The sequence below is a fragment of the Streptomyces sp. NPDC088147 genome, from assembly GCF_044741565.1.
GTDB lineage: Bacteria > Actinomycetota > Actinomycetes > Streptomycetales > Streptomycetaceae > Streptomyces.
Genome location: NZ_JBIUSY010000001.1, coordinates 476,197 through 502,971, shown reverse-complemented (window position 1 = coordinate 502,971; position 26,775 = coordinate 476,197). Strand labels below are relative to the sequence as shown.

At 70.4% G+C, this 26,775-nt stretch carries 18 protein-coding genes; 11 read left to right on the top strand and 7 right to left on the bottom strand.

Translation table 11 applies throughout. The features are described from left to right. The first annotated feature begins 59 nt into the window (after window positions 1–59). The 3 genes from ACIOGX_RS01910 (at window position 60) to ACIOGX_RS01900 (ending at window position 6,254) form a co-directional block, all read left to right on the top strand. Window positions 60–1,817 carry a glycoside hydrolase family 35 protein gene (locus tag ACIOGX_RS01910; RefSeq protein ID WP_401909408.1) on the top strand — a complete coding sequence of 586 codons (1,758 nt, stop codon included), beginning with the start codon at window positions 60–62 and terminating at the stop codon, window positions 1,815–1,817. Between the two features lie 138 nt (window positions 1,818–1,955). Continuing rightward, entirely contained in the window at window positions 1,956–4,211 is a 2,256-nt protein-coding gene (locus ACIOGX_RS01905) for an FAD-dependent oxidoreductase (protein ID WP_401909406.1), read from the top strand. Between the two features lie 3 nt (window positions 4,212–4,214). Beyond that, window positions 4,215–6,254, top strand: coding sequence for a beta-galactosidase (locus ACIOGX_RS01900; protein WP_401909403.1), 2,040 nt, complete (start codon window positions 4,215–4,217; stop codon window positions 6,252–6,254). Between the two features lie 12 nt (window positions 6,255–6,266). Here the strand turns inward: ACIOGX_RS01900 and ACIOGX_RS01895 are convergent, their stop codons facing one another. From ACIOGX_RS01895 to ACIOGX_RS01880, 4 genes are all read right to left on the bottom strand, one after another. Continuing rightward, entirely contained in the window at window positions 6,267–9,014 is a 2,748-nt protein-coding gene (locus ACIOGX_RS01895; RefSeq protein ID WP_401909400.1) for an AAA family ATPase, read from the bottom strand. Window positions 9,015–9,111: 97 nt separating this feature from the next. After that, window positions 9,112–10,575 carry a glycoside hydrolase gene (locus ACIOGX_RS01890; RefSeq protein ID WP_383966738.1) on the bottom strand — a complete coding sequence of 488 codons (1,464 nt, stop codon included), beginning with the start codon at window positions 10,573–10,575 and terminating at the stop codon, window positions 9,112–9,114. A gap of 181 nt (window positions 10,576–10,756) precedes the next feature. Then, window positions 10,757–12,958, bottom strand: a complete 2,202-nt coding sequence (locus tag ACIOGX_RS01885; RefSeq protein ID WP_401909397.1) for a hypothetical protein — start codon at window positions 12,956–12,958, stop codon at window positions 10,757–10,759. Window positions 12,959–13,283: 325 nt separating this feature from the next. Then, on the bottom strand, window positions 13,284–14,156 hold the full coding sequence (locus ACIOGX_RS01880; protein WP_401909395.1) for a formylglycine-generating enzyme family protein: 873 nt from the start codon (window positions 14,154–14,156) through the stop codon (window positions 13,284–13,286). Window positions 14,157–14,349: 193 nt separating this feature from the next. Here ACIOGX_RS01880 and ACIOGX_RS01875 point away from each other — a divergent pair, with 193 nt between their 5' ends. The 5 genes from ACIOGX_RS01875 to ACIOGX_RS01855 all read left to right on the top strand — a co-directional run bounded on the left by ACIOGX_RS01875 (window position 14,350) and on the right by ACIOGX_RS01855 (window position 20,335). Further along, on the top strand, window positions 14,350–16,560 hold the full coding sequence (locus tag ACIOGX_RS01875) for a sulfatase-like hydrolase/transferase (RefSeq protein ID WP_401909392.1): 2,211 nt from the start codon (window positions 14,350–14,352) through the stop codon (window positions 16,558–16,560). 148 nt (window positions 16,561–16,708) lie between these two features. Further along, the gene (locus ACIOGX_RS01870) at window positions 16,709–18,151 is read left to right on the top strand and encodes an RICIN domain-containing protein (RefSeq protein ID WP_401909390.1); all 1,443 of its coding nucleotides are present in this window, start codon (window positions 16,709–16,711) and stop codon (window positions 18,149–18,151) included. 297 nt (window positions 18,152–18,448) lie between these two features. Beyond that, window positions 18,449–18,985: a hypothetical protein gene (locus ACIOGX_RS01865; protein ID WP_401909387.1), complete on the top strand. Its 537-nt coding sequence runs from the start codon at window positions 18,449–18,451 to the stop codon at window positions 18,983–18,985. Between the two features lie 65 nt (window positions 18,986–19,050). Beyond that, complete coding sequence (locus ACIOGX_RS01860; RefSeq protein ID WP_356517469.1) at window positions 19,051–19,659, top strand: hypothetical protein; 609 nt, start codon at window positions 19,051–19,053, stop codon at window positions 19,657–19,659. 40 nt (window positions 19,660–19,699) lie between these two features. Next, window positions 19,700–20,335, top strand: coding sequence for a hypothetical protein (locus tag ACIOGX_RS01855; RefSeq protein WP_401758851.1), 636 nt, complete (start codon window positions 19,700–19,702; stop codon window positions 20,333–20,335). A 77-nt stretch (window positions 20,336–20,412) separates the two neighbouring features. On the opposite strand, the gene ACIOGX_RS01850 is transcribed toward ACIOGX_RS01855, so the two are convergent. Next, a complete protein-coding gene (locus ACIOGX_RS01850; protein ID WP_401909384.1) occupies window positions 20,413–21,378 on the bottom strand; it encodes a LysR family transcriptional regulator in 966 nt (321 codons plus the stop codon). 296 nt (window positions 21,379–21,674) lie between these two features. Between ACIOGX_RS01850 and ACIOGX_RS01845 the strand changes: the two genes are divergently transcribed. Both ACIOGX_RS01845 and ACIOGX_RS01840 read left to right on the top strand, forming a co-directional pair. Next, window positions 21,675–22,745: a Gfo/Idh/MocA family protein gene (locus tag ACIOGX_RS01845; RefSeq protein ID WP_401909382.1), complete on the top strand. Its 1,071-nt coding sequence runs from the start codon at window positions 21,675–21,677 to the stop codon at window positions 22,743–22,745. Between the two features lie 77 nt (window positions 22,746–22,822). Further along, window positions 22,823–23,836 (top strand): NAD-dependent epimerase/dehydratase family protein, encoded by a 1,014-nt coding sequence (locus ACIOGX_RS01840; RefSeq protein WP_401909379.1) that lies wholly within the window; start codon window positions 22,823–22,825, stop codon window positions 23,834–23,836. 137 nt (window positions 23,837–23,973) lie between these two features. Here the strand turns inward: ACIOGX_RS01840 and ACIOGX_RS01835 are convergent, their stop codons facing one another. Together ACIOGX_RS01835 and ACIOGX_RS01830 are read right to left on the bottom strand one after the other, a co-directional pair. Further along, window positions 23,974–24,600 (bottom strand): hypothetical protein, encoded by a 627-nt coding sequence (locus ACIOGX_RS01835; RefSeq protein ID WP_401909377.1) that lies wholly within the window; start codon window positions 24,598–24,600, stop codon window positions 23,974–23,976. 203 nt (window positions 24,601–24,803) lie between these two features. Then, window positions 24,804–25,772, bottom strand: a complete 969-nt coding sequence (locus ACIOGX_RS01830) for an aldo/keto reductase (RefSeq protein ID WP_356517457.1) — start codon at window positions 25,770–25,772, stop codon at window positions 24,804–24,806. A gap of 338 nt (window positions 25,773–26,110) precedes the next feature. Here ACIOGX_RS01830 and ACIOGX_RS01825 point away from each other — a divergent pair, with 338 nt between their 5' ends. After that, window positions 26,111–26,770, top strand: a complete 660-nt coding sequence (locus ACIOGX_RS01825; protein WP_401909374.1) for a hypothetical protein — start codon at window positions 26,111–26,113, stop codon at window positions 26,768–26,770. Window positions 26,771–26,775: the final 5 nt, after the last annotated feature.

Below are 26,775 nucleotides of genomic sequence, written 5' to 3'. Positions count from 1 at the left end.
CCGGGACCGGGCCCTCGCCCGCCCGTCGCCGTGCCCTCAACAGAGAACGAGACACACCCATGCCCGAACTGAGCATCGCCGACGACGGCTTCCGCATCGGCGGCGAGCCGTTCCGGATCATCTCCGGGAGCCTGCACTACTTCAGGATTCATCCCGGCCAGTGGGCCGACCGACTGCGCAAGGCCCGCCTCATGGGACTCAACACGGTCGACGTCTACGTCCCCTGGAACCTGCACCAGCCCCACGAGGGAGGCCCGCTCGTCCTGGACGGCGGTCTCGACCTGCCCCGCTTCCTCGACCTCGCCGCCGCCGAGGACCTGTGCGTACTGCTCCGCCCCGGTCCCTACATCTGCGCCGAATGGGAGGCGGGCGGGCTGCCCGCCTGGCTGCTCGGAGACCCGGATGTGCGGCTCCGGACGTCGGACCCCCGCTACCAGGAGCCGGTCGAGCGGTACTTCGACCTGCTGCTGCCGCGTATCCGCCGCCATCTCGCGACCGCGGGCGGGCCCGTCATCGCCGTCCAGGTCGAGAACGAGTACGGCGCCTCCGGCCTGGGCGACAGCGCCCATCTCGCCCACCTCGTCACCCTGCTGCGCGAAGGAGGCGTCGACGTACCCCTGTTCACCTCCGACCAGGCCGGCGACCTCGCCGACGGCGGCATCCCCGGCATCCTGCGGACCGTCAACTTCCGCCGCGGTGCGGCGGAGCACCTGCGCACCCTCCGCGAGCACCAGCCCCGGGGCCCGCTGATGTGCGCCGAGTTCTGGGCGGGCTGGTTCGACCGGTGGGGGAGCGAACACAACGCGCGGCCCGCGTCCGAAGCCCGCGACACGCTGGACGAGATCCTCGCGGCGGGAGCGTCCGTCAACATCTACATGTTCCACGGCGGCACGAACTTCGGCTTCACCAACGGCGCCAATGACAAGGGCCATTACCGGCCCACGATCACCTCCTACGACTATGATGCCCCGCTCGACGAGGCCGGTGACCCCACCGACAAGTACCACGTGTTCCGCGAGACGATCGCCAAGTACGCCGCCGTGCCCGGCGAACCGGTTCCGTCCCCCGGCGCCAAACTGTCCCCGCGGGACATCCGGCTCACCGAGAGCGCGTCCCTGCTCGCCCAGGCCGGCCGTCTCGGCGCCGCCCGGCGGGCGGACCGTCCGCTCACCATGGAAGAGCTGGGGCAGGCATTTGGATACGTCCTGTACGACACCGCGCTGCCCACGGCCGGCGACGGAGTGCTGCACATCCCGGAGACGCGCGACCGTGCCCAGATCTTCGTCGACGGACAGCCGGTGGGCACCCTTGAGCGCGAGAACCACGAGCGGGCCCTCAGTCTCAGGTCCCCGGCCGAGGGCGCGAGGCTCACGATCCTCGTCGAGAACCAGGGACGGGTGAACTACGGCGCGGGGCTGCGGGACTGGAAGGGCATCGCGGGCCCCGTCACGTTCGACGGGCGCGAACTGTCCGACTGGGCCTGTACACCGCTGTCCCCGGACAGCCTGGAAGCCCTGGAAACCCTGTCGTTCTCGTCGGCCGGTGCCGAGGCCGGCCCGGCGTTCTTCCGGGGGAGGTTCGAGGTACCGGCTCCCGCGGACACCTTTCTCCACCTGCCGGGCTGGACCAAGGGCCAGGTCTGGATCAACGGGTTCGCGCTGGGCCGGTACTGGTCCCGGGGGCCGCAGCAGTCCCTGTACGTGCCCGGCCCGGTGCTGCGCCCGGGAGACAACGAGATCGTGGTCCTGGAACAGCACGGCCGCCGCGACGGCGTTGTGCACCTGGCGGAGACTCCGGACCTGGGGCCGACCGAGTAGGGAATCCCCTGATCGCCCCTGTCATAGATGAAAATATTTTTCTCATACTCAGGGTTCGATCATGAAGGATGATAATGTCTTTCGGGCGAGTGTCCCGGACAGACGACACGCACATCACGCACAAGAAGGTGGGCTGGCATGCAGCGGCTATCGGTCGAGACCGACGTCACCGTCGTCGGGGGAGGTCTCGCGGGCGTCGCGGCGGCCATCGGTGCGGCCCGCACCGGTGCCCGGGTCGCCCTGATCAACAACCGGCCCGTGCTCGGCGGCAACGCGAGCAGTGAGGTCCGCGTCTGGGTCTGCGGAGCGACCGCGCACGGCGCGCAGAAATACGCGCGGGAGACCGGCGTCATGGGCGAGCTGTTCCGGGAGAACCAGTACCGCAACCCGGAAGGCAACCCGTACCTCTGGGACCAGGTCGTCCTCGACGCCGTTCGCGCCGAGCCGGGGATCCGGCTCTACCTGAACACCGACGTACGCGAGGTGGAGGCCGACGGCGTCGTGGACGCCCGGACGGTCCGGGCCGTGACGGGGTGGCAGATGGGGTCGGAGCGGATCATCCGCTTCACCTCCCCGGTGTTCATCGACGCCACCGGGGACGGACTGGTCGGCGCCCAGGCCGGCGCCTGGTACCGCTCCGGCCGTGAGGCCGCCCACGAGTTCGGCGAGGAATGGGCGCCCGACCAGGCGGACTCCGAGATGCTCGGCAGCACGATGTTCTTCTACACGAAGGACACGGGGGAGCCCGTCCGCTTCGTACCGCCCTCGATCGCGAAAGACGTCGCGGCCACCTCCATCGTCCGTAACCGGCCCATCAGCACCACGGCCAACGGCTGCGACTACTGGTGGATCGAGTACGGGGGGCAACTCGACGCCGCCGCCGACAACGAGGCGATCCGCGACGAACTGTGGGCCGTGGTCTACGGCATCTGGGACCACATCAAGAACTCGGGGGAGTACGACGCGGACACCCTCACCCTGGAGTGGGTGGGCTCGGTGCCCGGCAAGAGGGAGTACCGGCGCTTTGTCGGCGACCACGTCCTCACACAGCGGGACATCATCGAGCAGACACGGTTCCCGGACGCCGTGGGCTTCGGCGGCTGGTCCATAGACCTGCACCCCGCCGGCGGCATGTACGCCGAAGGCGACGGATCCAAGCACCTCTTCTCCGCCGGTCTCTACCACATCCCCTTCCGCAGCCTGTACTCCCGGAACGTGGGAAACCTCCTGCTGGCCGGCCGTGACATCTCGGCCAGCCATGTGGCGTTCGGCACCACACGCGTCATGGCGACCTGCGCGGTCACCGGCGAAGCGGCGGGCGTCGCGGCCGGGCTCTGCGTCCGCGACGGCCTGACCCCCCGGCAGCTGGGCAACGACCACATCGACCGGCTCCAGCAGGAACTCCTGCGGCACGACGCCTCGCTGCTCGGCGTCGAGTGGCACCACCCGGCCGACCTCGCCCCAGCCGCGCGGGCCACCGCGTCGAGCGAACTGCGCACCCTGCGGGCGGAGCCCCGGCCCGGTGAGCGGACGAGCCGGCAGTCCCTCGACGGTCACGACGTCGGGCTCGTCATCCCCGTCGAGCCCGCCATCGAGTCGGTGGATCTCCTTCTCGACGCGTCGGAGGCGACGCCTCTGGAGCTCGAACTGTGGTCGACCGGCGGCGGGGAGAACCACATACCGGTGGAGCTGCTCGACCGCGCGTCCGTCCGGCTGGTCCCCGGTGAGCAGTGGGTCCGGGCCCCGTTCTCCCACCAGGCTCCCCGCGGTCGGAACGTGGTCCTGCTCCTGCGCCGCAACCCCTCCGCCGCGCTCGTGGTCGTCGACAGACCGGGTCCCTACGGCGTTCTGGGGCTGGTGAGCCGTACGCCCCGGACCGTGAGCGAGCGGCCGCAGTCCAATGCGTGGTCCGCCGAGGAACTGCGCCGCCGCTGCCCGGTGATGGTGGTGCGCGGCGACAGCGGCGCCCACAGCGCCGACCAGGTGACGGGCCCGTTGCAACGCCCCTACGACGGTCCGCGCATGTGGTCGTCGGAATCCCTCGGCGAGGACCCCGAGCCCTGGATCCGGCTCGACTGGACGGAGCCCCGCACCCTCGGATGCGTCGATGTCGTCTTCAACGACGACGTCGACCTGGATCTCATCAACCTCCACCATCACCGCACACCGTTCCCGGTCGTCCCGGAACTCGTACGGGACTACGGCATCGAGGTCCTGGTGGACGGTGACTGGCACACCGTCGTGTCGGTGCGGGACAACCGGGAGCGGCGCAGGTCGCACCCGCTGGCGGCACCCGTCGCCGCCACGGCCGTACGGCTGAACGTCGGCGCGACCAACGGATCCGAGTGGGCCACCGTCGTGGCGCTGCGGGTGTTCGAGGCGAAGGAGAACTGACGCGTGTCCGAGACCCCTCTCACACCGGAACACACCCGGCCCGTTCCGCCCGCCCTCGCCTTCGGCGGGGACTACAACCCCGAGCAGTGGCCCGAGTCCGTCTGGCGCGAGGACGTACGCCTGATGCGGGAGGCCGGCGTCAACCTGGTCAGCGTCGGTGTTTTCTCCTGGGCCCTGCTGGAACCGGAGCCGGGCCGGTACGACTTCGGCTGGCTCGACCGCGTTCTCGGCCTGCTGCACGAGCACGGCGTCCGCGCCGACCTCGCCACCCCCACGGTGGTCCCGCCCGCCTGGTTCTACCGCGCCCATCCCGACGCCCTGCCCGTCACACGCGAGGGCATCCGCTACGCCTTCGGCTCGCGCGGCGCCATCTGCCACAGCAGCCCCGCCTACCGCGAGGCCGCCGCCCGCATCACCACCGAGGTGGCCCGGCGCTACGCCGAGCACCCCGCGCTCGCGATGTGGCACGTCCACAACGAGTACGGTGCTCCGCTGAGCGCCTGCTACTGCGACCACTGCGCCGTGCGCTTCCGCCGGTGGCTCGCCGCCCGCCACGGAACGGTCGACGGCGTCAACGAGGCCTGGGGCACGGCCTTCTGGGGCCAGCACTACACCTCGTACGAACAGATCGACCCGCCGCGGCTGACACCGGCGGTGTGCAATCCGGCCCAGCAACTGGACTACCGGCGGTTCGCCGACGCCACCATGCGCGAGAACTTCGTGGCGGAGCGGGACATCCTGCACCGCCTGTCGCCCGGTGTGCCGGTCACCACCAACTTCATGACCGCGCTCAGCCAGTGCGACTCCGTCGACTACTGGGCCTGGGGGCGTGAGGTCGACCTCGTCACCAACGACCACTACCTGATGACCGACGGCCGCCGTACCCATGTCAACCTCGCGATGGCGGCCGACCTCACCCGCTCGGTCGCCGGCGGCGCGCCCTGGCTGCTCCTGGAGCACTCGACCTCGGGGGTCAACTGGCAGCGGCGCAACCCCGCCAAGGCGCCGGGCGAGATGGCCCGCAACTCCCTCGCCCACGTGGCCCGCGGCTCCGAGGGCGCGATGTTCTTCCAGTGGCGCCAGTCCCGGCGCGGCGCCGAGAAGTTCCACTCCGCGATGGTGCCGCACGGCGGCACCGACACCCGCGTCTGGCGCGAAGTGGTCCGGCTGGGCGCCGACATGAGAGCACTGGCCTGCCTCCAGGGCACACGGACCGTACCGGACGTGGCCATGGTGTGGGACTGGCAATCCTGGTGGGCGCAGCAGCTGGAGGGACAGCCGAGCGTCGACCACGATCCCCGCGAACGCGCCGACAGTTTCTACGAGGCGCTCTACGACCGGCATCTGACGGTTGACTTCGCCCACCCGGAAGCGGACCTGTCGCCCTATCCGCTCGTCGTCGTCCCCGCGCTGTACCTCGCGGCGGCGAGCGCCGGAGACAACCTGCGCCGGTACGTCGAGAACGGCGGGACGCTCGTCGTCTCCTATTTCTCGGGCATCGTCGACGAGCACGACGCCGTTCACCCGGGCCCCTGCCCGGGAGCGCTGCGTGATGTGCTCGGGCTCACCGTCGAGGAGTGGTCACCGCTGCTCCCCGGTGACACGGTCCGGGTCACGGATGCCGACGGGACATCGGCCGACGCCGACGTGTGGTCCGAGTTCGTGATCCCGGACGGGGCCGAGACGGTGTGGAGTTACGACGACGGCCCGGCGGCGGGCGGCCCGGCCGTCACCCGTCACCGCTACGGCGCGGGCACCGCCTGGTACGTGTCCACGCGCCTGAGCCCCGCGGGGCTGGCCACGGTACTGCGGGCGGCGTGCGACGACGCCGGCCTCACGGACCGCGGCACACTGCCCCGTGACATGGAGGTGGTACGGCGCTCCGGCGACAGCGGGGAGTACCTGTTCCTCATCAATCACTCGGCACAGCCGGCCCGGGTCCCGCTGCCGGACTCCGGAACCGAGCTGTTGAGCGGCGAGCGCGTCGCCGGGCGGCTCACCGTTCCTTCCGGCTCGGTCAGGGTCGTCCGTCCGGGCGGCTGACGGTCGCGTCGCTCATGTCCGGCGGGACTGCATCAGGTCGCGGAGCTGCCGCCTGCCCTTGATGTCGTTCCGCGTGTAGATGTTGCCCAGGTGGTACTCGACCGTCTTGACACTGAGGTACAGCTGCGCGGCGATCTCACGGTTCGTCCAGCCGCGGGCGACCAGGTCGGCGACGTCCCGTTCCCGGTCCGACAGTGTGTCGCAGAAGTACGTGCCGTCCGCCGCCCGCGCCGACGAGTCATCGAGGCTGTCCAGCAGGGTGCGGCAGCGCCGCCGGGACGGCTCCGCGCCCAGCAGGGCGAACGCCCGCTCGGCGGCGCTCAGGTGGCCGCGGGCCTGCTCGGTGTCACCGGCCGCCAGCAGCGCGGCGCCCAGGTCCTCCTCCGTGAAGGCCTTGTGCACCACGGGATCTCCGCCGTCCGGAGCCACGGCCAGTCCTTCCGCGTAGGCACGGGCGGCGGCCTCCGGGTCCCCGTCGGCGGCGGCGATGGCGCCCCGGAGCCAGTGGACCGCGACCGGGAGGAGCGCGCCGTGGGGCTCCGCCGCCTCCAGGCCGCACAAGACCGAACGCGCCTGGTCGGTCGCGCCCGTGCGGGCGTACGCCACCCCGAGCAGGGGCATGTGCCGGACGGCGTAGAGACGTGAGCGGCTCTCGTTGACGGGCATGTCCACCACGGGGCCGATGCGCGCGACCACCTCCTCGTAGTCACCCGCGGCGAACGCCACCGCCGCCCGGGTGGTGGCGAGATGGAAGTGCGGCCCCGCGAAGTCCGCCGCGGACTCCAGCGCCAGCGCTTCCCGCAGCGCGGCCCTGGCATCGTCGAACCGGCCGCTGAAGGCGTGCAGGACGGCGATGAAGCAGTTGAGGGCGAAGAAGTCGGCCGGGCGTCCCGAGGCGTGCGCGATGTCCAGGGCGACGGAGAGGTCGCGCCGCGCCTCGTGCCACTCGCCGAGCATGAAGTGACACCAGATGCTGTGGGTCAACGCGGACACACTGCTGATCCTCGACACTCCCAGGCTGCGTCGCCGGGCCGCCGCCGTGAGATCGCCGACCGCACCGGCCAGGTCGCCCGACAGGCCGCGGAACACCCCGCGGTAGATGAGGGCGTCGGTGCGGGTGGCCGGTACGCGGGAGGGGACCACCGGCAGATGACCGACGTGCCGCAGACCCCGGGCGGGGCCGCCGATGAGTGCGTGCCCGTACGCGAGGTTGGCCTGGGCCAAGCCCCGTACCGCCTCGTCCGGGGCGTGCCGCAGCGCGTACTCCGAGGTCCGCAGCGACTGCTGTCCCAGCCCCAGGAAACCTTCCGCGACACCCAGTTCGGACGCGGCGCAGGCCGCGTCGGCCAGGTCTCCGCGCGCCGCGAAGGCGTCGAGGGCGCGGCGCAGGTACGAGCGGGCGCGGGAATCCCCGCCCTTCGCGAGGCTGAGCAGGCCCAGGGCCTCGTCCCGCCGCGGCCCCGCGGAGGACCGGAGCAGCGCCTCCTCCTGGCGCAGCGCCGTCCGGTACTGGCCGCCGGTGACCTGGAGCCGCACGGCCGCGACCAGATCGTCCTGCCGGCGCTCGCCGTCAGGGTCCATCTCGGACGAGGCGAGCAGGTATTCGGCGGCGAGCGCCGCATGCCCGGTCTGTGCCTCGCGCAGCGCCGCGTCGCGCAACTCCGCGGCCAGGGAGGCATCGTAGGTCTCCGCCGCCGCCACCTGATGGCGCCAGCGGACCGGCGGCTCCAGCAACGCGGCGACCCGCAGATGCATACGGTCGCGCTCCGGCCGGGCGATGGCCGCGTACAGCGCGTCCCGCTGCCCCGCGTGGACGAGCCGGAGCGTCGGTACGCCGCCCGGCACCCACACCGCGGCGTGCTGTTCCAGCAGGGCCTCGGCGTCGGCACCGACGCGGTCCGAGCCGAGCAGCCGGCTGAGCAGCGGGACGCTGGCCGGAGTGTCGAGGACGGCGAGCATGTTGAGGATCGCCAGACCGGCGGGAGAGAAGGAACGGGACCACGCGCCGACCGCTTCGCTCAGCGACGCGGGCACGCGGATCGTGGCCGGGTCCTCGGGCAGGTTGCCGCCGAAGGCTCCGAGAGCGGCCTCCAGGAACAGCGGATTGCCATGGCTCCACACGGCGAGGCCGCGCAGCCTCGCCCCGGAGTGCGGCCGTGAGGTCCGGTCCTCGACGAAGTCCCGCGTCTCCGACAGGGAGAATCCCGTGAGTCCGATGTGGTCCGATTCCGACAGCAGGTCCGACACGGCCATGTCCCGCACGGTCCTGGCGGCGTGCTGCGTGCAGATGACGGTCAGCACGCGCTCCGCACCTTGGCGCAGCAGGGCGAAGCCGATCGCCTGCAAGGATTCCGGATCGATCCTGTGGGCGTCGTCCAATACGAAGAGCACCGGGCCGGTCTCCTGTGACGAGCCGAGCAGATCGATGACCGCCCCGCCCATGCTGAGAACCGAAGGCTGGGTACGGGAAGGATCGTACCGACGCCGTGCCGAGGACTCCGCGTCGCCGTCGGCGAGCAGCCCGGTGACGGTGTAGAAGGGGAGATTCGTCCTCGGCGGAGCGTCCGACGCTCTGACGACCGTGAGTTCCCCGCCGGCCTCTTCCGCGAAGTGGTCGACGAGCGCCGTCTTGCCCATGCCTGCCATCCCCGAGACGACGACGATCCGGGGGCTTTCCCGGACGGCGTCCCGGGCCGCCTTCCGCAGGATCCGCAATTCACCGGCCCGGCCGATGAACCGATGACCGGGAGACTCTTTCATACGCACCTCTCGATGCCGTCGTGGCTCACACGGCTCGGCAGTGTGCGTTCCAGTCTACTGATTCCGGTGTGTCACCCGCGGAGGCGGACCCGGTGTCCTACGCCATGACGCCGTCCACCTCCAGCGTCTGCAGACACTTCCCCGAGATCGGAATGGTCACCGTCTTGCCGGTCAGGGTCGCCGAACGGGCGGTGTAGGCGTCACCGGCCCCCGTGTTCCACCGGGGCACCAGGCCGTCCGCGCCCCCCGTCACCGTCGTGAAGCGGGAGAGGTCGAAGGTGAGGTTCTGGCGCGTGTCGGAGGTGTTGGCGACGACGATGACCAGCTTGTTCGCCTTCTCGTCCAGGGCCGCGGCGGCGTAGTTCACGCCGGTGTGGAGGATCCTCATACCCGGCCGGATGTGCCGGCTGAACTGCGCCATCAGGTAGTACTTGTTCTTGACGGCGCCCGGTGTCCTCGTGTCCGGGTCGTAGGCGATCATCCCCCAGTTCGGGTTCGGGTCCATCACCTGCCAGTACACCCAGGCGGTCGGGTGGAGCGCGTGGAGATCGCTCAGCAGGGAGAGGGCCATCGAGAAGCCCTGGCCGTCGCCGTTGCCCGTCTCGGAGTTCCACAGGCTCTTGCCGGACGTGGTGACGACGTCCTTGTGGAGCAGGTCCCGGGGGCCGCCTCCCTGCTCGTAACCGTGCACGTTCACGCGGTCCACCAGGGCCTTCGTGGCGGGGGTGAAGGCGGCCCAGGTCGCACGGGCGTGGCTGACGCTCGTCTCGTCCGATGCCGCGATCTTCGTCGCCGTCAGACCGCGCCGGTCCAGTTCGCTTCTGAGGAGGGGCAGCACGTCCGCCTGCACCGCCCGGTCCATGTGGCAGCCTTCCTGAATGCCCTTGTCCCACCAGTAGCTGGTGCTCGGCTCGTTGAAGGGCTCCACGGACCCGAAGTCAACGCCCCAGTTCTGCTTGGCGTACAGCGCCACGGAGGCCAGGTGGGAGGCGTGCTGGCGGTAGTTCCAGGGCTGGAGGTTGTTGCCCCGGTCGGCCGCTCCCGACGGGTTGTGGTTCTTGCACATCCACCACATGGGGGAGTTGGCGAACAGTTCGCTCATCGCCCCGCGTTGTGTCGCCTTGATCAGCATGGCCCGCTGACTGGCGTCGGCCGACCAGTTCCAGGCCGAGGAGGCCGGGTCCTCGTTCCTCCAGTCCTGCCAGTAGCCCTCGATCTGCTTGAAGTCCGGGATGTTGGGGGAGGCGGCCATCCTGGTGCCGTCCACGTCGTTCCAGCCGCACGCGCCGAGGTTGTAGCGGGCGATGTTCAGGCCCAGGCCGGGGCGGGACGTGCCGTCGTAGGTGACCCACTTGGTGGTGAAGAAGAGGTCGGCCAAGTCGTCACGGTCGCCGAAGAGCTTCGCCCACCAGGCCAGAGACGTTCCCCAGCCCTCCCAGATGCCGTAGTCCGTCGACGGGTCGACGGGGATCGTCACGTCGGCGTGTGCCGTGCCCGTCGCCAGGGCACTGCCGAGGAGGCCGGCTCCCGTAGCGGCCAGGAGAGTTCGTCGTCGCATCATCAGAGGTCTCCGCTCGATCGATTGCGGGTGGTCGAAGGGGCGTCGCTGCCGTCCGTTCCAGCGCGACTGCCGAACCAACAACACACACACTGCAACACCGAGGGCCTCGCCGTCGAGGCCCTCGGTGCGTATCCGTCGGCGTGAGACGGGCGGGAAGCCCTCCCGGAACGCCTCCGGACGCTCAGCGGGTGGTGAGAACGAGCTGGCTGGAGCCGTTGGGCAGGCCGGTGATGCCCACTTGGTCGCCCGCGAACGCCCCGGCCCCCTTGATGCCGCTCACACGCCGGAACGGGGTCCAGTCGCCACCGGAGGAGCGAACGCCGTGGTAGACATTGCCGTCACGTCCCACGGCGGCCACCTGGACGGACCCGTCGGGCATCCCGGCGAGGGAGACCGCGGAGGCTTCCATCGTGCCGCCCGACACCCCGGCCGGGAGGCCCCAGTCCGACCAACTGCCGTCGGCCCGGTGGGTGGTGTGCCAGACGTTGCCGTCGTTGCCGATCGCCGCGATCTGGCTGTCGCCGTTGGGCAGGGCCGCGATCGAGAGCGCCGATCCGGCGAAGTCCGGCGCGTTGACGCCCGCGACGGTCTTCCAGGCGCTCCAGGCGCCGTCGGCGGCCCGGGTACCCAGGCGCATCCTGCCGTCGCCGCCGAAGACCAGCACCTGGGCGGAGCCGTCGGGCATGCGGGCCGCGGCGACCCTGGTCGCCTTCAGCAGGCCCGCGTCATGGCCGGGCATGGACGCCCAGCCCTGCCAGCTGCCGTCGGCGAAGCGGATGTTGTGGTACGCGTAGCCGTCCTTGCCCACGGCCACGATCTGGGCGTCGCCGTTGGGTGCGGTCGTGAGGGCGATGTCCTCGGCGGCGAAGCCGGCCTTCTTGTTGTCCGCGGCCAGAAGGGCGTTCCAGCCCTGCCACCTACCGTCGGGGCGACGGATGTTGTGCCAGATGTTGCCGTCCACCCCGACGCCGAGCACCTGAACGCCACCGTCACGCATCGCGCTCACGGCCTGCCGGTCCCCGACATAGCGGAACGACGTGCCCGCTCCGCGCAGCGCGCTCGGCCCGGTCCACGTAGCGTCGGCCTCGCGCGTGGAGGTGTAGAACGTGTGCGAGGTGATCCGCTGCGGGAGGTTCTTGGAGATGATCTCCCGCTGGAGTTCCCCGGCGGCCACCCCGTTGCGGTTCTGGTTCACGTCGTCCGTCATGACGATGTTCATGTTGTCGGTGACGTTGGTGTTGTTCCAGGACGTGCGCAGTTTCGCCAGGAGTTGCCTGTTCAGCTCGTTCTCCATGCTGATCAGGAAGTTGTCGGCCTTCCACTCCGACACGAGCTTGAGCTTCTCCAGGATCTGGATGACGGCGGCGCTGGGTATGGAGTTGGAGGGATCGATCATGGCCTGCTGGACGAAGAGCTTCTGCTCGCTCCCCGGCTCGGGTGTCCTGCCCAGCACCTCGTCACCGCGCCTGAGCACCGCGTCGTACGTCTTCTGCTCCAGCGCCGGGTCCAGCGCCGCCTTGAGGATGTCGTCCCACTTGGAACTGACACCGACGTAGCTGCCCCGGTAGTCCTGTACGTTCGGCTGCTGCCAGGCCCATGGGTACGTCGTGCTGTTCGTGTCGTCGACGACGACCACGTGCTTGCCCGCGGCCATGAACTCGTTGTACGTCGACGTGGGCTTCAGCGATCCGTCCGCGATCGCCGGGTTGTCCAGCCCGCCGCCGCCCACCAGGCCGCCCAGAGCGGCGATGGCCGCGCGGCTGTCCTCCTTGAGGGTCGCCGCCGGGCCGGTGGTCTTCACCCGGAGGATGACGATCTCCTCGGGGTGCCGGTCGATCCAGTCGGCGAGCTCGCGCGCCTCTCCCGGGACGATCCCCTGGTTCCCGCCGAGCGAGTCGAAGAACTGCCGCCCCAGCGGGCCGCCGTGGTAGCTGTACCACTTGTCGCCCTGCTTGCACAGGCGCAGGTCCAGGTAGCGGGAGCCGGCTTCGAGCTGCTCCACGAGAGAGCCGCTCTGTGTGCGCGACATGCTGGAGGCCAGTTCGGGCCACATCCGCGCGGTGTCGACCGTGTCACCGGCATCGCACATGCCGCTGTTCTTCGTGATGCCCGCGCTGCCGGCGTCATGGCTGCCCGGTATCACGATCTGGTTCAGGGGACGGTCGCCGATGGTGCTGCCGAGCTGGGACATCCACGAGCCCAGCTGGATGTTCTCCGCGGCCGGCGTGACCCGCGCCGACGGGGCGCCGGAGTCCTGCCCGGCCACCGCGGTCCCGGCCGTGACGGTGCCCGCGGTGGCGGTACCGGTCGTCAGAACCCCGAGCACGACCGATAACGCCCCCAGCGTCGTCCCGCGCCGCACCACTCTGCCCACTGAGTCCATGGCTGTTCCCTCTTCTTCTGCGGTATTCCGCGGTGTAGGAAGTGGACCTCGGTCACCTCACGCACTCCGGCACACCGACCCTATGGGAGCGCTCCCAAGCCCGCCCGGAGCACGAAGGGGATGTATGGACCGCGTCAACTCGTGTGACCAAGGAGCGAAGTTACTCGGTAGTCGTGAGCGGCTGGGGTCCTCCGCGCCGGTTCCGGCGTCCGCCGCCACAACGCCGCGCGCGGCGTTGTGGGGGTCACCTGCCGGTACGCGGCCCGAGTGCGGCCGTCGGCCGCGCCGAACTGCTCACATCGATTGAGCGTTGTGAGTTCCGCTCTCAGGTGTCCGCCGCGCAGCGGAAGCCGCAGTTGCCACTGCTGGAGTCAGGGGTGTTGGCGGTGCGGGCCGCGACCCGGTACCGGTTGCAGTACGAGTCGTGGCACAGGTAGGAGCCGCCGCGCATGACCCGGCTCCCGCCCGCGTCGGGGCCGCGCGGGTCGGTGCGGGGCGTCGCCGCGTGCGAGGCCGTGAAGCGGTCGGCGACCCACTCCCACACGTTGCCCACCGTGTTGTACAGGCCGTACGCGTTGGGTCGGTACGCGCCGGCCGGGGCGGTGCCCGGGTAGCCGTCGTCGACGGTGTTGACCACGGGGAACTCGCCCTGCCAGATGTTGCAGCGCCAGCGGCCGCGCGGGGTCAGTTCGTCGCCCCACGGATAGCGGGCCTGGTCGAGGCCGCCACGTGCCGCGTACTCCCACTCGGCCTCGGTCGGCAGCCGCTTGCCCGCCCACGCCGCGTACGCGTGGGCGTCGTCCCAGGTCACATGGGTGACGGGGTGCTGGGACCGGTCACCGATGCCGGAACCGGGGCCCTCGGGAGTCCGCCACGCCGCGCCCTCGACGCCCCGCCACCACGGGGTGCCGGCCGCGGCCCGGCTCTCGCGCACCCGCTCCGGTGTGAGGAACCCCGCGAAGACGTAGGACCAGCCGAACCGTTCGGCGGCCGTGATGTATCCGGTGACCTTCACGAACGCCGCGAACCGGGCGTTGGTGACCGCGGTCTCGTCCATGAGGAACGGCGAGACGGTGACGTCGCGCACCGGCCCCTCCCCGTCTCCGGGGTTGGCGTGCGCGTCCTCGTTGCCCATCCGGAACGTACCGCCGGGCAGTGTCACCATGCCGCTGCGCGAGGCGCGCCGCGTGCGTGGCACGGCGGGTGCCACGGGCAGCGGTCCGCCCCCTCCGGCGGGCGCGCAGCACGCGGAACCGGTACCCGCACCGTCGCCGGGCGGCGTAAAAAAGTTTTGCACGGTCAATGGACTCCTCCTAGTCGAACATGGATTATCAGAACCGCACAGATTGATCCGCAAAAACCCTCGCAATCAAAACTGCTACGGAGAAGCTATGCCCAACCGTCGTCAGTTCCTCGCGGGTTCGGCCGCGGCGCTGGCCCTCGCGGGCCTGCCCAGCACACCAGTCTCGGCCGCCGCGCCCCGCGCTTCCGGCCGGGCCCCGAACATCGTGCTCGTCCTCGCCGACGACCTCGGCTACGGCGAGCTGGGTTCCTACGGACAGAAGCTCATCGCCACACCGAGACTCGACGAACTCTCCGCGCAGGGGCTGCGCTTCACCCAGGCGTACTCGGCGGCGGCCGTCTGCGCGCCGTCCCGCTGCTCGCTCCTGACGGGTCTGCACACCGGACACGCGACCGTGCGGCAGAACCCGTTCAGCGGCCCGCAGGGTGCGCTCGGCGACGGCGACACGACGTTCGCCGAGGTGCTGCGCGCCCGCGGCTACCGCACGGGGTGCATCGGCAAGTGGGGCTTCGGACCGGACGAGGCCGACCAGCCCAGCCATCCCAACGCGCGGGGCTTCGAGGAGTTCTACGGCTACATCGGGCACGGTCACGCCCACCAGTACTACCCAAGTTACCTGTGGCACAACGGCGAGCGGACCGACATCCCCGAGAACGCGAACGGCGCGAAGGGCGCGTACGCGATCGATCTGATCGAGCGGCGCGCGCTGGACTTCCTCGACACCCACGCGGACGAGCCGTTCCTGCTGTTCCTCACCCCTACCACTCCGCACGCGCCCTCGGACATCCCCAGCGACGGCGCGTACGCGAGCCGGCCCTGGCCCGCCGCGGACAAGGGGCACGCCGCCCAGGTCACCCGGCTGGACACGCTCGTCGGCAAGGTCGTGGACCGGCTCAAGGCGCTCGGCATCGACCGGGACACGCTGGTCCTCACCACCAGTGACAACGGCCCGCACGAGGAAGGGGGCGTCGACCCGGACCGCTTCGACGCGAACGGCCCCCTGCGCGGCTACAAGCGCAATCTGTACGAAGGCGGAGTGCGTGTTCCGCTCATCGCCTGGCAGCCGGGAACGGTCCCCGCGGGCACCACCGGCCGGCCGACCCCGCTCATCGATCTGCTGCCCACCTTCGCCCAGCTGGGCGGCGCGTCCGCGCCGCGCGACGTGGACGGGATATCGGTGGCCCCCCTGCTGACCGGCTCCACGGCACCGCGGCACCCGCAGCTGTACTGGATGCGCAACGACCCGTACGCGACCGGCCGCGCGGACGCCGCCGACAACGGTCGCAACCTCAGGCTGGCGGAGTCCATTCGCAAGGGGGACCTGAAAGCGGTCCGTTTCGCCCCCGCGCGCGACCGGACGGTGCCGGACGACCAGTGGCAGCTGGAGCTGTACGACCTCGCGGCGGACCCGGGGGAGAAGAACGACCTCGCGGCCGCGCGCCCGTCGGACGTCGCGGAGCTGACGGCCCTGCTGCGCGCGTCGTGGGTGGACACCTACGCGCGCGAACCCTACGGCGTGTCCCTGACGGTCCCCGGGGTCGTGGCCCGAGGGAAGGCGTTCACGGCCCGCGCCACCTTCGGCAACGCCTCGGCTTCGGCCTGGACCGGCCCCCGGGTGACACTCGACGTGCCGGACGGCTGGCAGGCCCGCGCGACCACACCGGTCACCGCGGACCAACTCGCCGCGGGCGGCACGCTCGTCGTGGCCTGGGAGGTGACACCGCCCTCGGACGCGGCCGTGGACGCCTCGTTCCCCCTGCGCGCCGAGGCCACCGCGTCGTACGGCGGGAACACCCTGCGGTTCGGCGACGACCGCACCACCGGGACCGTCGCGTCGCTGCCCGCGCCCCCCACGTCCGACGCGTATCTGAGCGACCTCGAGTGGGTGTCGGCGGCCAATGGCTGGGGGCCGGTCGAGCGGGACGCCTGCAACGGGAAGCAGGCCGCGGGAGACGGCACGCCGATCAGTCTCGGCGGGACCACGTACGCCAAGGGGCTGGGCGTGCACGCGCCGTCCGAGGTCGTCTACCACCTGGGCGGACGGGCGAAGCGGCTGACCGCACGCGTCGGCATCGACGACTTCTCGGCCGGGCAGTCCGCCGCCGGCGGGGTCCGGGCCCGTGTGTCCGGGGACGGTGTGCAGCTCTTCGACAGCGGAACGCTCACGGCCGCGGGCGGGCCGAAGTCCGTCGACGTGGACGTGACGGGCGTACAGATACTGCGGCTGGTCGTGCAGGACGCCAACGGCAACGGCTCGTACGACCACACGTCGTGGGCGGAGGCCCTCGTGCGGGTCTGAGGCCGCGCGTGGTCGCTCTGCCGTCACACGGATGGACCGCCGTGCGGTGACCGTCGTACGGACGACGCACCGTGCGGTGAGCGGTGCGTGCCGTGCATGTCATGGGGCGGGCGGCGAGACCCCCGCTCCCTCAGTGAAGGAGCCTTCCATGGTCAAACCTGCCATCCTGCGTGTGCTGGTCGCCTGTGCGGGCGTGGTCGCACTGCTCTCCGCGGGGGTGTCCGCGCAGGCGGCCCCGGCCACCGTGACCAACGGGACCCAGTTCGAGGACACCGGCGGCGCCGCGGTCCAGGCCCACGGCGGCGGGATGATCAAAGTCGGATCCGCCTACTACTGGTTCGGCGAGAACCGCAACGCCGACAACACCTTCAAAGCCGTGTCCGTATACCGCTCGACCGATCTGAAGACCTGGGAGTACCGACGCGACGTACTGACCCGGGACAGTGACCCCGAACTGGCGGTGGCCAACATCGAACGACCGAAGGTCGTCTACAACAGCACCACCGGCACATACGTCATGTGGATGCACAAGGAGAACGGCACCGACTACAAGGAGGCCCGTGCCGCTGTCGCCGTCTCCGACACGGTCGACGGTGACTACAGCTGGCAGGGCAGCTTCCGGCCGCCGAGCGGCACCACGTCACGCGACCAGACGCTGTTCAAGGACGACGACGGCACCGCGTACCAGATCACGTCCGCCACCAACAACGCCGACCTCCAGATCTACCGGCTGAACGCCGACTACACCGGTTACGAGAGCCTGGCCGCCAATCCCTGGCCGGGCGGCTTCCGCGAGGCGCCCGCGCTGTTCAAGCGTGACGGCGTCTACTTCATGCTGACCTCGGGCAACAGCGGCTGGGCCCCCAACCAGCAGCGGTACGCCACCGCCACCAGCATCACCGGTCCCTGGTCAGCCATGGCCGACGTCGGAGACGCCACCGGCTACGGCTCCCAGACCACCTTCGTACTGCCGGTCCAGGGCACCTCGGGTACGTCGTACCTCTACATGGGCGATCGCTGGGGCAACTCCTGGCCCGGCGGCACGGTCAACGACTCGCGGTACGTCTGGCTTCCGCTGTCCTTCCCCACCCGTACCACCATGACCCTTCCGTGGTATCCGCAGATCTCCGTCGACGCCGCGGCCGGCACCGTCAGCGGCGTCGGCGGTGGGCCCTACTACACCCTCGTCGCCCGTCACAGCGCGAAGTGCGTGGACATCAGCGAGAACTCCGCGGCGAACAAGGCGACGGTCCTCCAGTACACCTGCGCCGGCGGACTCAACCAGCGGTGGCGCACACAGGACACGGGCGACGGGTACGTCCGTATCATCGCCCAGCACAGTGGCAAGTGCCTCGACGTGTCCGGCGCCTCTCCGGACGACGGGGGCGTGGTACAGCAGTACTCCTGCTCCGGAAGTACCAACCAGCAGTGGCGGTTTCAGGACCAGGGCAACGGTTACTACCGTGTGGTGGCCCGTCACAGCGGCAAGTGTCTCGACGTGGCCAATGCCTCCACCGCCGACGGTGCCCGCGTCTTCCAGTACACCTGCGGCAGTGGCACCAACCAGCAGTTCCGGCGCCCGGTGGCATGAGCAACGCCGCCCGCACGAGCGGCAGCGAGCGCTCCGGGCCAGGTCAGAGGCGTATTCGCGGGGTTCACAAGCAGGCCGCCCGTAATAAAGGGTAAGAACAGGGCATAGGGCGACGTCGCCCCTGGCATTCACAACAACTCCCGCGCACGTCCCGGTTGTTGTTGAACCTCGTCCCACGGGCACTGCAAGATGACGAGTGTCCGGTGGGAGAACGTGTCACCCCGGGCCTGAGCATCCACGTCGCGAGCCGGGACAACCCGGTCGGGCGGTCATGTCACATGTGAGGAGTCGCGGCGAATGGGCAACAGAAAACGGCGTAACAAGCTGGCAGCGATCACGGGCGCCGGCATTCTGGGAGTCGTCTGCACGGTGTCCGTCACCGTGGGCTCGGCGGACGCCGCGCCCGAGGGGGACGAGCGGCACTGCACGGCCAACGTGGGCAACGGGGAGGAACAGTGCTTCAACACCCTTGAAGAAGCCCAGCAGTACGCCAACGTGAGGATCAAGGGCAACCCCGGCGGGGCTCAGACCCGTGTCGAGAAGCCCACCGACGTGGTGATCGGCACCCTCTTCGAGGACTATCGCTACGGCGGTGACTCGATCACCCTGTGGGGCAGTCGTCCCTGCACCTCCGAGCGCAAGACCGCCTTCTACTTCAACCTCCCGGACGAGTGGAAGGGCAGGGTCTCGTCCGTCCAGGGCTGGGCCGAGTGCGAGGTCACCCTGTACACGCGGTCCTACCTGGAGGGAGTGTCCTCGCCCCGCTTCAAGGACCTGACGCCGGTGCTCGACGGGACCTGGAACGACCTCGCCGAGTCCATCGAGTTCAGGTGAGGGTGCGGTCCATGTCCGAGATATCGCGTTCGAAGACCGACCGTCGCTCCGGAGGCGCACCGAGCATGTCACGCAACCGTGCCCGATGGGCGGGTGTCCTGGCGCTGCTGGTCGCCGGGGGCAGTCTGCTGACCGTTCCCTCGGCGCAGGCCGACGACAGCCGGCCGTCCGATGCCGAACTGCTGGCGAAGTGCGACAACGGCACCAAGAAGTGTGTCTTCCACCCCAGTGGTCCACCGGTCAAGTTCGCCGGTCCGGTGCGCAAGGTGGGCGACGAGGACTACAACTGCACCTCTCTCAGCCAGCGTTCGGGCATCTCCTGGTCGGACACCGTGGAGGAGTCCAACAGCGTTGGCCTGTCCATGACCGTCGGTCTCGGCTGGGAGGGGGTCTTCAGCACCAGCATCACCACGTCGTTCGAGACGTCCTGGAGGAAGGCGAAGACCGAGAGCGCCACCACATTCATCGATGTGCGTCCCGGTCAGGTCGGCTGGGTGACACGTGCCCCCGACACGCAGAAGGTGAAGGGGACCTACGAGCTGATCTTCAAGGACCGGTTCCGGGGAAAGCGTTACTGGTACGTCCCCTTCGAGGCCAGCGCACCGCTGGACACCGGCAGTATGGCTCAGAGGACCAGGCCCATGACGGAAGACGAGAAGGCGAACCACTGCTGAGGGCACGTGCCATGACGGCCCGTAGAAGGAGATCCTGAACATGTCACATTCGCGAAACCGTGCCCGATGGGCGGGTGTCCTGGCGCTGCTGGTCGCCGGGGGCAGTCTGCTGACCGTCCCGTCGGCGCAGGCCGCCGACAGCCGTCCGTCCGATGCCGAGCTGCTGGCGAAGTGCGACAACGGCACCAAGAAGTGTGTCTTCCACCCGTCCGGCGACGTTTCCATCGTGCCGGGGGAGGGCCACCAGGTCGGTGACCTCGCCTACAACTGCACCGAGGACCCCCAGACCTCGTCGCGGGCGTGGGAGGACACCACGGGGGAGTCCAACACCGCCGGCGTGTCCTTCCGCCAGGAGCTGGAGAACAAATTCCCCTTCGGCCCGGTCTTCAAGCTGGCCTTCGAGCAGTCCTACAAGCGCACCTGGGCCTCGTCACAGACGGAGAGCCAGTCGACGTTCATGAATGTTCCGCCGGGGTACGTCGGCTGGGTGACCCGGGCTCCGAAGCTCCAGAAGGTCAAGGGCACCTACGAGTTGATCTTCAAGGACCGGTTCGAAGGAAAGCGCTACTGGTACGTCCCCTTCGAGGCCACGGGACCGGCCACGGACGAACCCAGCGTCAAGACCCAGCGGGAGAGGCCGATGACGGCGGAGGAGCGGACCATGTACTGCTCGTAGAGCCCGCGGGCCGCGGAGCCGTGGTCCGGATACCGGGACAGCGGAACTCCCCCGTGTGACACCGGAGGCCGGTGCCTTCACCACAGTGCCGGCACCGGTTCCTGCGGTCCGCGCCCCGGCGCACGGGATGCCCGCGGGTACTCGGCCGCCTTGGTGAGGGCCGAAAGCATCTGGTTCAGGCAGGGCGGTGTGGCCAGCATGCTCCAGACCGCCGAGAACCGGCCCTCCGGCGCGTCCTCCAGTACGAGCGGTACCAGGCCCTGCGGTGGGTGCGCCGTATAGGACAGGGGCTGGAGCATCACCGCTTCGGTGGTGGTGAGGCGGGCGTGCGCGATGCTGAGCCAGGTCTCCGTCACGGCCGGGGACGGTCCCGTCATGGAGGCGAGCCGGTGGACCGCGCGCCAGTGCCCGGGATGGCTGGAGCGCGGCCAGCTGAGCCACTCGTAGCCGGCCAGTTCCACTGTGGCCACCCGCCCGCGAGCGGCCAGCGGATGCTCCGGACCGACCACGGCGCACCACGCTTCACGCCCCACCTCCTGGCTGGCGATCCGGCTTCCGCCGAAGGTGAGTTCCAGCCCCACGCCCAGATGCACACGCCCCTCGGCGACGGCGGACCGCAGACCGAGTTCCGTGTGCTGTTCGCTGCGCAGCTGGAGTTCCGGGGAGGTACGGTTCAGCAGGCCCGCGGCACGGGGAAGCAGCCGGTGCCCGGCCGACGCGGTGTGACCGACGACGAGGATCGTCCCGTCATGGCCGGCCGCCTCGCGCGCGTCGATGATCGCTTCCTCCATGGCCTGAAGGACCGGGCGCATGCGCTCCTGGAGCAGCTTGCCGGCCCGGGTGAGGTGGACGTTTCGGGTGGTCCGCCGGAACAGCTGCACGTTCAGGCTGGTTTCGAGCGCCCGTACCTGGGACGACACCGCCTGTTGTGTGAGGTAGAGCCGCGCACCGGCCCGGGTGAAACTCAGTTCGTGTGCGACGGCCATGAAGGTCTTGAGGAGCCGAATATCGATCAGGTCGTCGTCCGGACCCGCGCCGGCCATGTGTTCCCCTTTCACCGGCTCTCGTTCAGCCGGTCCACGCCCCGTCCCTGGCGCATCCCAGGCCGACGGCTGTCCGACGCGGACGGGGCGAATCGAGGGCGGGAGCCCGGTTGAACAAGTCCGTCATCAGGACCAGTATGAGGTCAGCGGTTGTCCCGCAGTGTCGTCCGGCCGGAAACGCTCACTCGCCATGGGTGGTTGTCCGGCCTCGGACGCGTCGCCCACCGGAGCGTCACGACGATGTGACTCCGGTGCCGTACACCCCGTCTCCGCACCCCGTCCCGAACAGGAGCCCCATGCCGCAGCCACACCAGGCCGACGGACCCGCACAGCACGCGGCGGGCAGGCCGCTGCCCGCACCGCGGACCCCCTCTCCCCGCGACGCGCCCCCTCTGAACTGGGGTGTCATCGCTCCCGGCGGCATAGCCGGCTCCTTCGTCGACGCGCTGCGCACGCACACCGAGCAGCGAGTGGTGGCGGTCGGGTCCCGCGACCCGGAGCGGGCGCGCGCGTTCGCCGACCGGTTCGGGATACCGGCGGCCTACGGCAGCTACGCCGAAGTGCTCGACGACCAGCGTGTGGACATCGTCTATATCGCGTCACCGCACTCCGCCCACTTCGCCCAGGCCCTCCAGGCGATCGAGGCCGGCCGGCACGTGCTCGTGGAGAAGGCGTTCACCCGCAACGCCCGCGAGGCGGAGCAGTTGATCGAGGCCGCCAGGGAACGCGGGGTGTTCCTGATGGAGGCGATGTGGACGCGCTTCCTGCCGCACATCGACGTCGTCCGCCAGGTGCTCGAATCCGGACTGCTCGGCGAGGTGCGCACGGTCGCCGCCGACCACGGCCAGTTCATGAACCCGGACGCGGCCCACCGGCTCTTCGCCCCCGAACTGGCGGGCGGAGCGCTGCTGGACCTCGGCGTCTACCCGGTCTCTTTCGCGTCGATGGTGCTGGGGCCGTTCGCCTCGCTCACCGCCGTGGGGGAGAAGGCCTTCACCGGCGTCGACGGACAGGCGTCGATCGTCGTCACCAACGGATCCGGCGCCCACGGCGTCCTGAACACCACCCTCTTCGCCCGCACCCCGACCACGGCGTCGATCTCGGGCACGCACGCCCGCCTGGAGATCGAGGGCGACTTCTACGCACCCGCCACGGTCCGCCTGATCAGCCGCGAGCGCGAAGTCCTCGACTCCTACGTGCCCGCACAGCGCGACGGCGGGCTCTGCTACGAGGCCGCCGAAGCGGCCCGGTGTGTCGCCGCCGGGCGGCTGGAGTCCGACCTGATGCCGCTCGACGAGACCCTGCGGGTCATGCGCGCCCTGGACGAGATCCGCCGCGACCTGGGCGTCGCCTACCCCGGCGAATGACACGCTTTCGCCCTCCCCGGTGCCGCACGGCGCCGGACGTTCCCTCCAGCCAGATCCCCGAGGAGTACCAACCTCTCATGACCCAGAGCCGTCTCGAGCGCCTGAAAGTCCTTTTCATCGGTGGCACCGGAGTCATCAGCTCGGCCTGTTCCCGGCGCGCCGCCGAGCTCGGCGCCGATCTCCACCTGCTCAACCGGAGTGTCTCCTCGGCGCGGCCGGTTCCCGACGGCGCCACCGTCATCACGGCCGACATCCGCGACACGGACCGGACGCGCACCGCGCTGAAGGGCCAGGAGTTCGATGTCGTCGTCGACTTCCTGAGCTTCACGACCGAGCATGTCGCCAGCGCCGTCGAGCTGTTCGGCGGACGGACCGGCCAGTATGTCTTCATCGGCTCGGCAGCCGCCTACCAGAGGCCCCCGGGTCTGCTGCCCCTCCCCGAGACCGCGCCGCTGCACAACCCCCACTCCGCCTACGCCCGCGACAAGATCGCCTGCGAGGAACTGCTCGGCAGGGTCCACGAGGAGGGGCGGCTGCCGGTCACCGTCGTGCGGCCCTCGCACACCTACGACCGCACCGCCGTGCCGTTCGACGGGGGCTGGACGGCGGTGGAGCGCATGCGCCGGGGACAGGAGGTGCTGGTGCACGGCGACGGGACCTCGCTGTGGACCCTCACCCATCACACGGACTTCGCCCGCGGCTTCGTCGGCCTCCTCGGCCACCCCGAGGCCCTCGGCGAGACCTTCCACATCACCGGCGACGAAGTGCTGAGCTGGGACCGGATCTACCGGACCGTCGCCGAGGCGGCCGGCGTCGAACCGCGGCTCGTGCACGTGCCCTCGGACGCGATCGCCGCGGCCGACCCGCAGTGGGGTGAGGCACTGCTCGGCGACAAGGCGCACTCCATGGTGTTCGACAACGACAAGATCCGCCGGGTGGTGCCGGAGTTCACGGCGTCCATACCGTTCTCCGAGGGCGCGCGGGAGATCGTCGAGTGGCATGACGAGGACCCGTCCCGCCGTGTCGTCGACGCGCGGCTCGACGCCCTCATGGACCGGCTGATCGACGCCCACCGGCCGCACACGTCATAAGCCGCGGCCACCGGCCACCACGGCACGGCGTACCCTCGTGACGCCCGTGTGACGGAGTGTCAGAAGACCTTCCGTCCACGGGCGTTCCACGCCACGGGTGTTCCACACCACCGGTGTCGCCGCGCCCGAACCGGCGCTCACAACCAGCCGAGGGCGCCGAACACGGCCAGGGCGAGAGCGTCGATGCCGAGGATCGTCCCCACCGTGACGGCCTTCGTGCGCACCCTGGGCATGTCATGGACGACGAAGCAGGCCAGGAAGAACGGGACGTACCCCACGAGGAAGAGCACGAACGGGAAACCGGCCCGCCACCAGTCCCACTCCCAGGTGAGCACGCCGGCCCTGTTCAGCACGATCTCGACGCCCACCGCCGCGGCGGAGTTCACCGCGATCAGCACGGGGCGGTTCGGCAGCCCGAGGACGCGGGTGCCGCGCGGCGGAAGGAACTTCGCCGCGACGATGCCCATGACGGCGAACATGAAGCAGATCTCGATGTTCAGCCCGATGAGGATCTGGTACGCCGTGTCTCCCCGGGCGCCCCAGACCGGTGCGCGCCCGCTGAAGTGAAAGACCAGCGCGTTCCAGATCTCGTTGAACCAGTCCATGCCCCACAGGGCGAGCCCGGCGAACAGCACGTCCCAGTTCCGGCGCTCCACCTCGGCGGCGTACGCGTAGAGCACCAGCAGCAGGAGCGGGATGACGTACCACTCGAACTGACTCGCGTCACGGAGCTGTTCCAGTGCCGCTCGGGCGTCGTCGGTCATCGTCTCCCTCTCGCCGGCGACGGATCGGTTACCGGTCGGTAAGGATGGTGCCGGGGCATGTCCCCGTCAAGGGGGCGCCGTACGCCCCGGCATACGCCCCGGCGCCGTACGCGGGGCGTACGGCGCCGGAAGGACGCGAAGCCGACGTGGCCGAAGGGGACCGGGGACGGCCGGGTACGGCCGGGGTCGCCCGGCCCGCCCGGCTACGGCAGCGCGGCGCCGCGCGCGGTGATCCAGAGTGAGTACCACTCCTCGTGGGTGAGCTCGGGGTCCCGCAGGGCCGCGTCGCCGCACGCGCGGATGCGCTCGGGCCGGGCGCTGCCGACGACCGGTGCGATGCGGGCCGGGTGCCTCTGCAACCACCACAGCAGAATCGTTTCCGGTGTCGTGCCCTTCGCCTCGGCGAGCGCGGCGACATGCTGCGCCGTCGCCCGCTCGACGGGTGTCTCCTGCCGGCCGGTGAAGCGGCCCCGCGCGAGAGCGCCCCAGGCCTGTACGCGGATCCCGTTCGCCCGGCAGTGCTCCAGCGTCCCCTGCGGGAAACCGACGGACGTCTCCTCCGGCGTGTTCACCAGCACACCGCCCTCCAGCCAGTCCCTGCGGTGCAGGCTCATCTCCAACTGGTTGGCCACCAGCGGGAATTCGAGGTGTGATTGGAGCAGCGCGATCTGCGCGGCGCTCATGTTGGACACCCCGAACGCGCGCACCAGCTTCTGCCGGTGCAGCGAGGTCAGCGCGCGGGCCACGTCCTCGGGATCGGCCAGCGGGTCCGGCCGGTGCAGCAGCAGTACGTCGATGACGTCCGTGCGCAGGCGGCCGAGACTCTCCTCGACGCGGCTGACGATGGTCTCGCCCCGCAGGTCGTACATGCCCGGCCGGTCGCCGTCGGCCAGCCGGATTCCACACTTGGTCTGCACCACGATGCGCTCGCGCAGCCCGGGTGTCCGTGCGAGAACCTCGCCGAACACCGCCTCAGATTTCCCGTGCCGATAGATGTCGGCGAGGTCGAACACCGTGATCCCGCTGTCGAGTGCCGCCTCGACCGCGGCCTCGGCCTCCGCGATGTCCACCGCGCCGTACGGGGTGGTGTCCCAGCCCCCGCCGAGCCCCATGCACCCGTACAACAGCCGTTCTTCGCCCAGGCCCTGGGCCGTATTCGCATTCGTTGTCACGGGCGGTCAGCCTTCCACAGGCGCGCACCCCGGCCAAACGACTTCGCGACCCGGCCGGGAAACGCTCGGCGAAGCTGATCGGTTCACGGGGAACGGCGCGTGCCCCACGGTGGTGGGGCGGTACGGGCGTGTACGACGCCCGTGTTGCCCCGGCACGGCACCGCGCGGCGTGGCGTGGGCGGGGTCGGCGGCGGGCCCGGCTCGGGCCTCCTCGATCCGCCCCGGTAGGCTACGGCGGAAGACAAGACGGCAAGGCGCCGCCCGCAGCCCCCGCACCGCATGACACATGTTTTCCGCCGGGCCCGCCCTTCCCCCACACCCCTGGAAGCTGCGACACCATGTCACCGACGGCACCCGCCACCGAACCGGGCGCGCAGCGCACGTCCGGCGCGGTGCGGGCGGCCGGGTTCGCGGCCCTGTGTGTGCTGCTCCCGCTGCTGGGGCAATCCGTCTTCGGCGGACACGCACCGACCGGTATCGCCGTGTGCGCGGCCGTCGCGTCCCTGGGCATGGCCGTGGGCGTCCTCGGCCGCCGCACCCTCTCCCCGCAGCAGTCACTGGCGGCGCTGGCCGGAGCCCAACTCGCCTTCCACGCCGCCTACACCCTGCCCGGGGCCTGTGCCGCCGCCGGATCGCGGACCGCGGCTCTCTGGCTGGAGCACACCACGGGCAGTGCGCATCCCGTGGGGGAAGAGCTGGTCGCCCATGTGGTGGTCGTCGTGCTCGCGGGACGTCTGCTCGGCGTCGCCGAAGCCTTGCGTCAGCCCCTGCGTTTCCTGATCGACGCCGCGCGCGAGCGGGCGGCTCTGCTCCGTGTGCGGACGGGGCCCTGGTGTCCGCTGCTGCCTCTCGTCCGGGCGGACGGGCCGCGTATCACTCCGACCGGGTTCCGTGCCCCGCCGAGGCGCGGGGTCAGGGCACCGCCCCAGCACCGGCAGCACCCACACGCTCCGCTTCCCACCCGGCTCGCACCGGGCGGCGGTGCCCTGCCGGCCTGATGGCC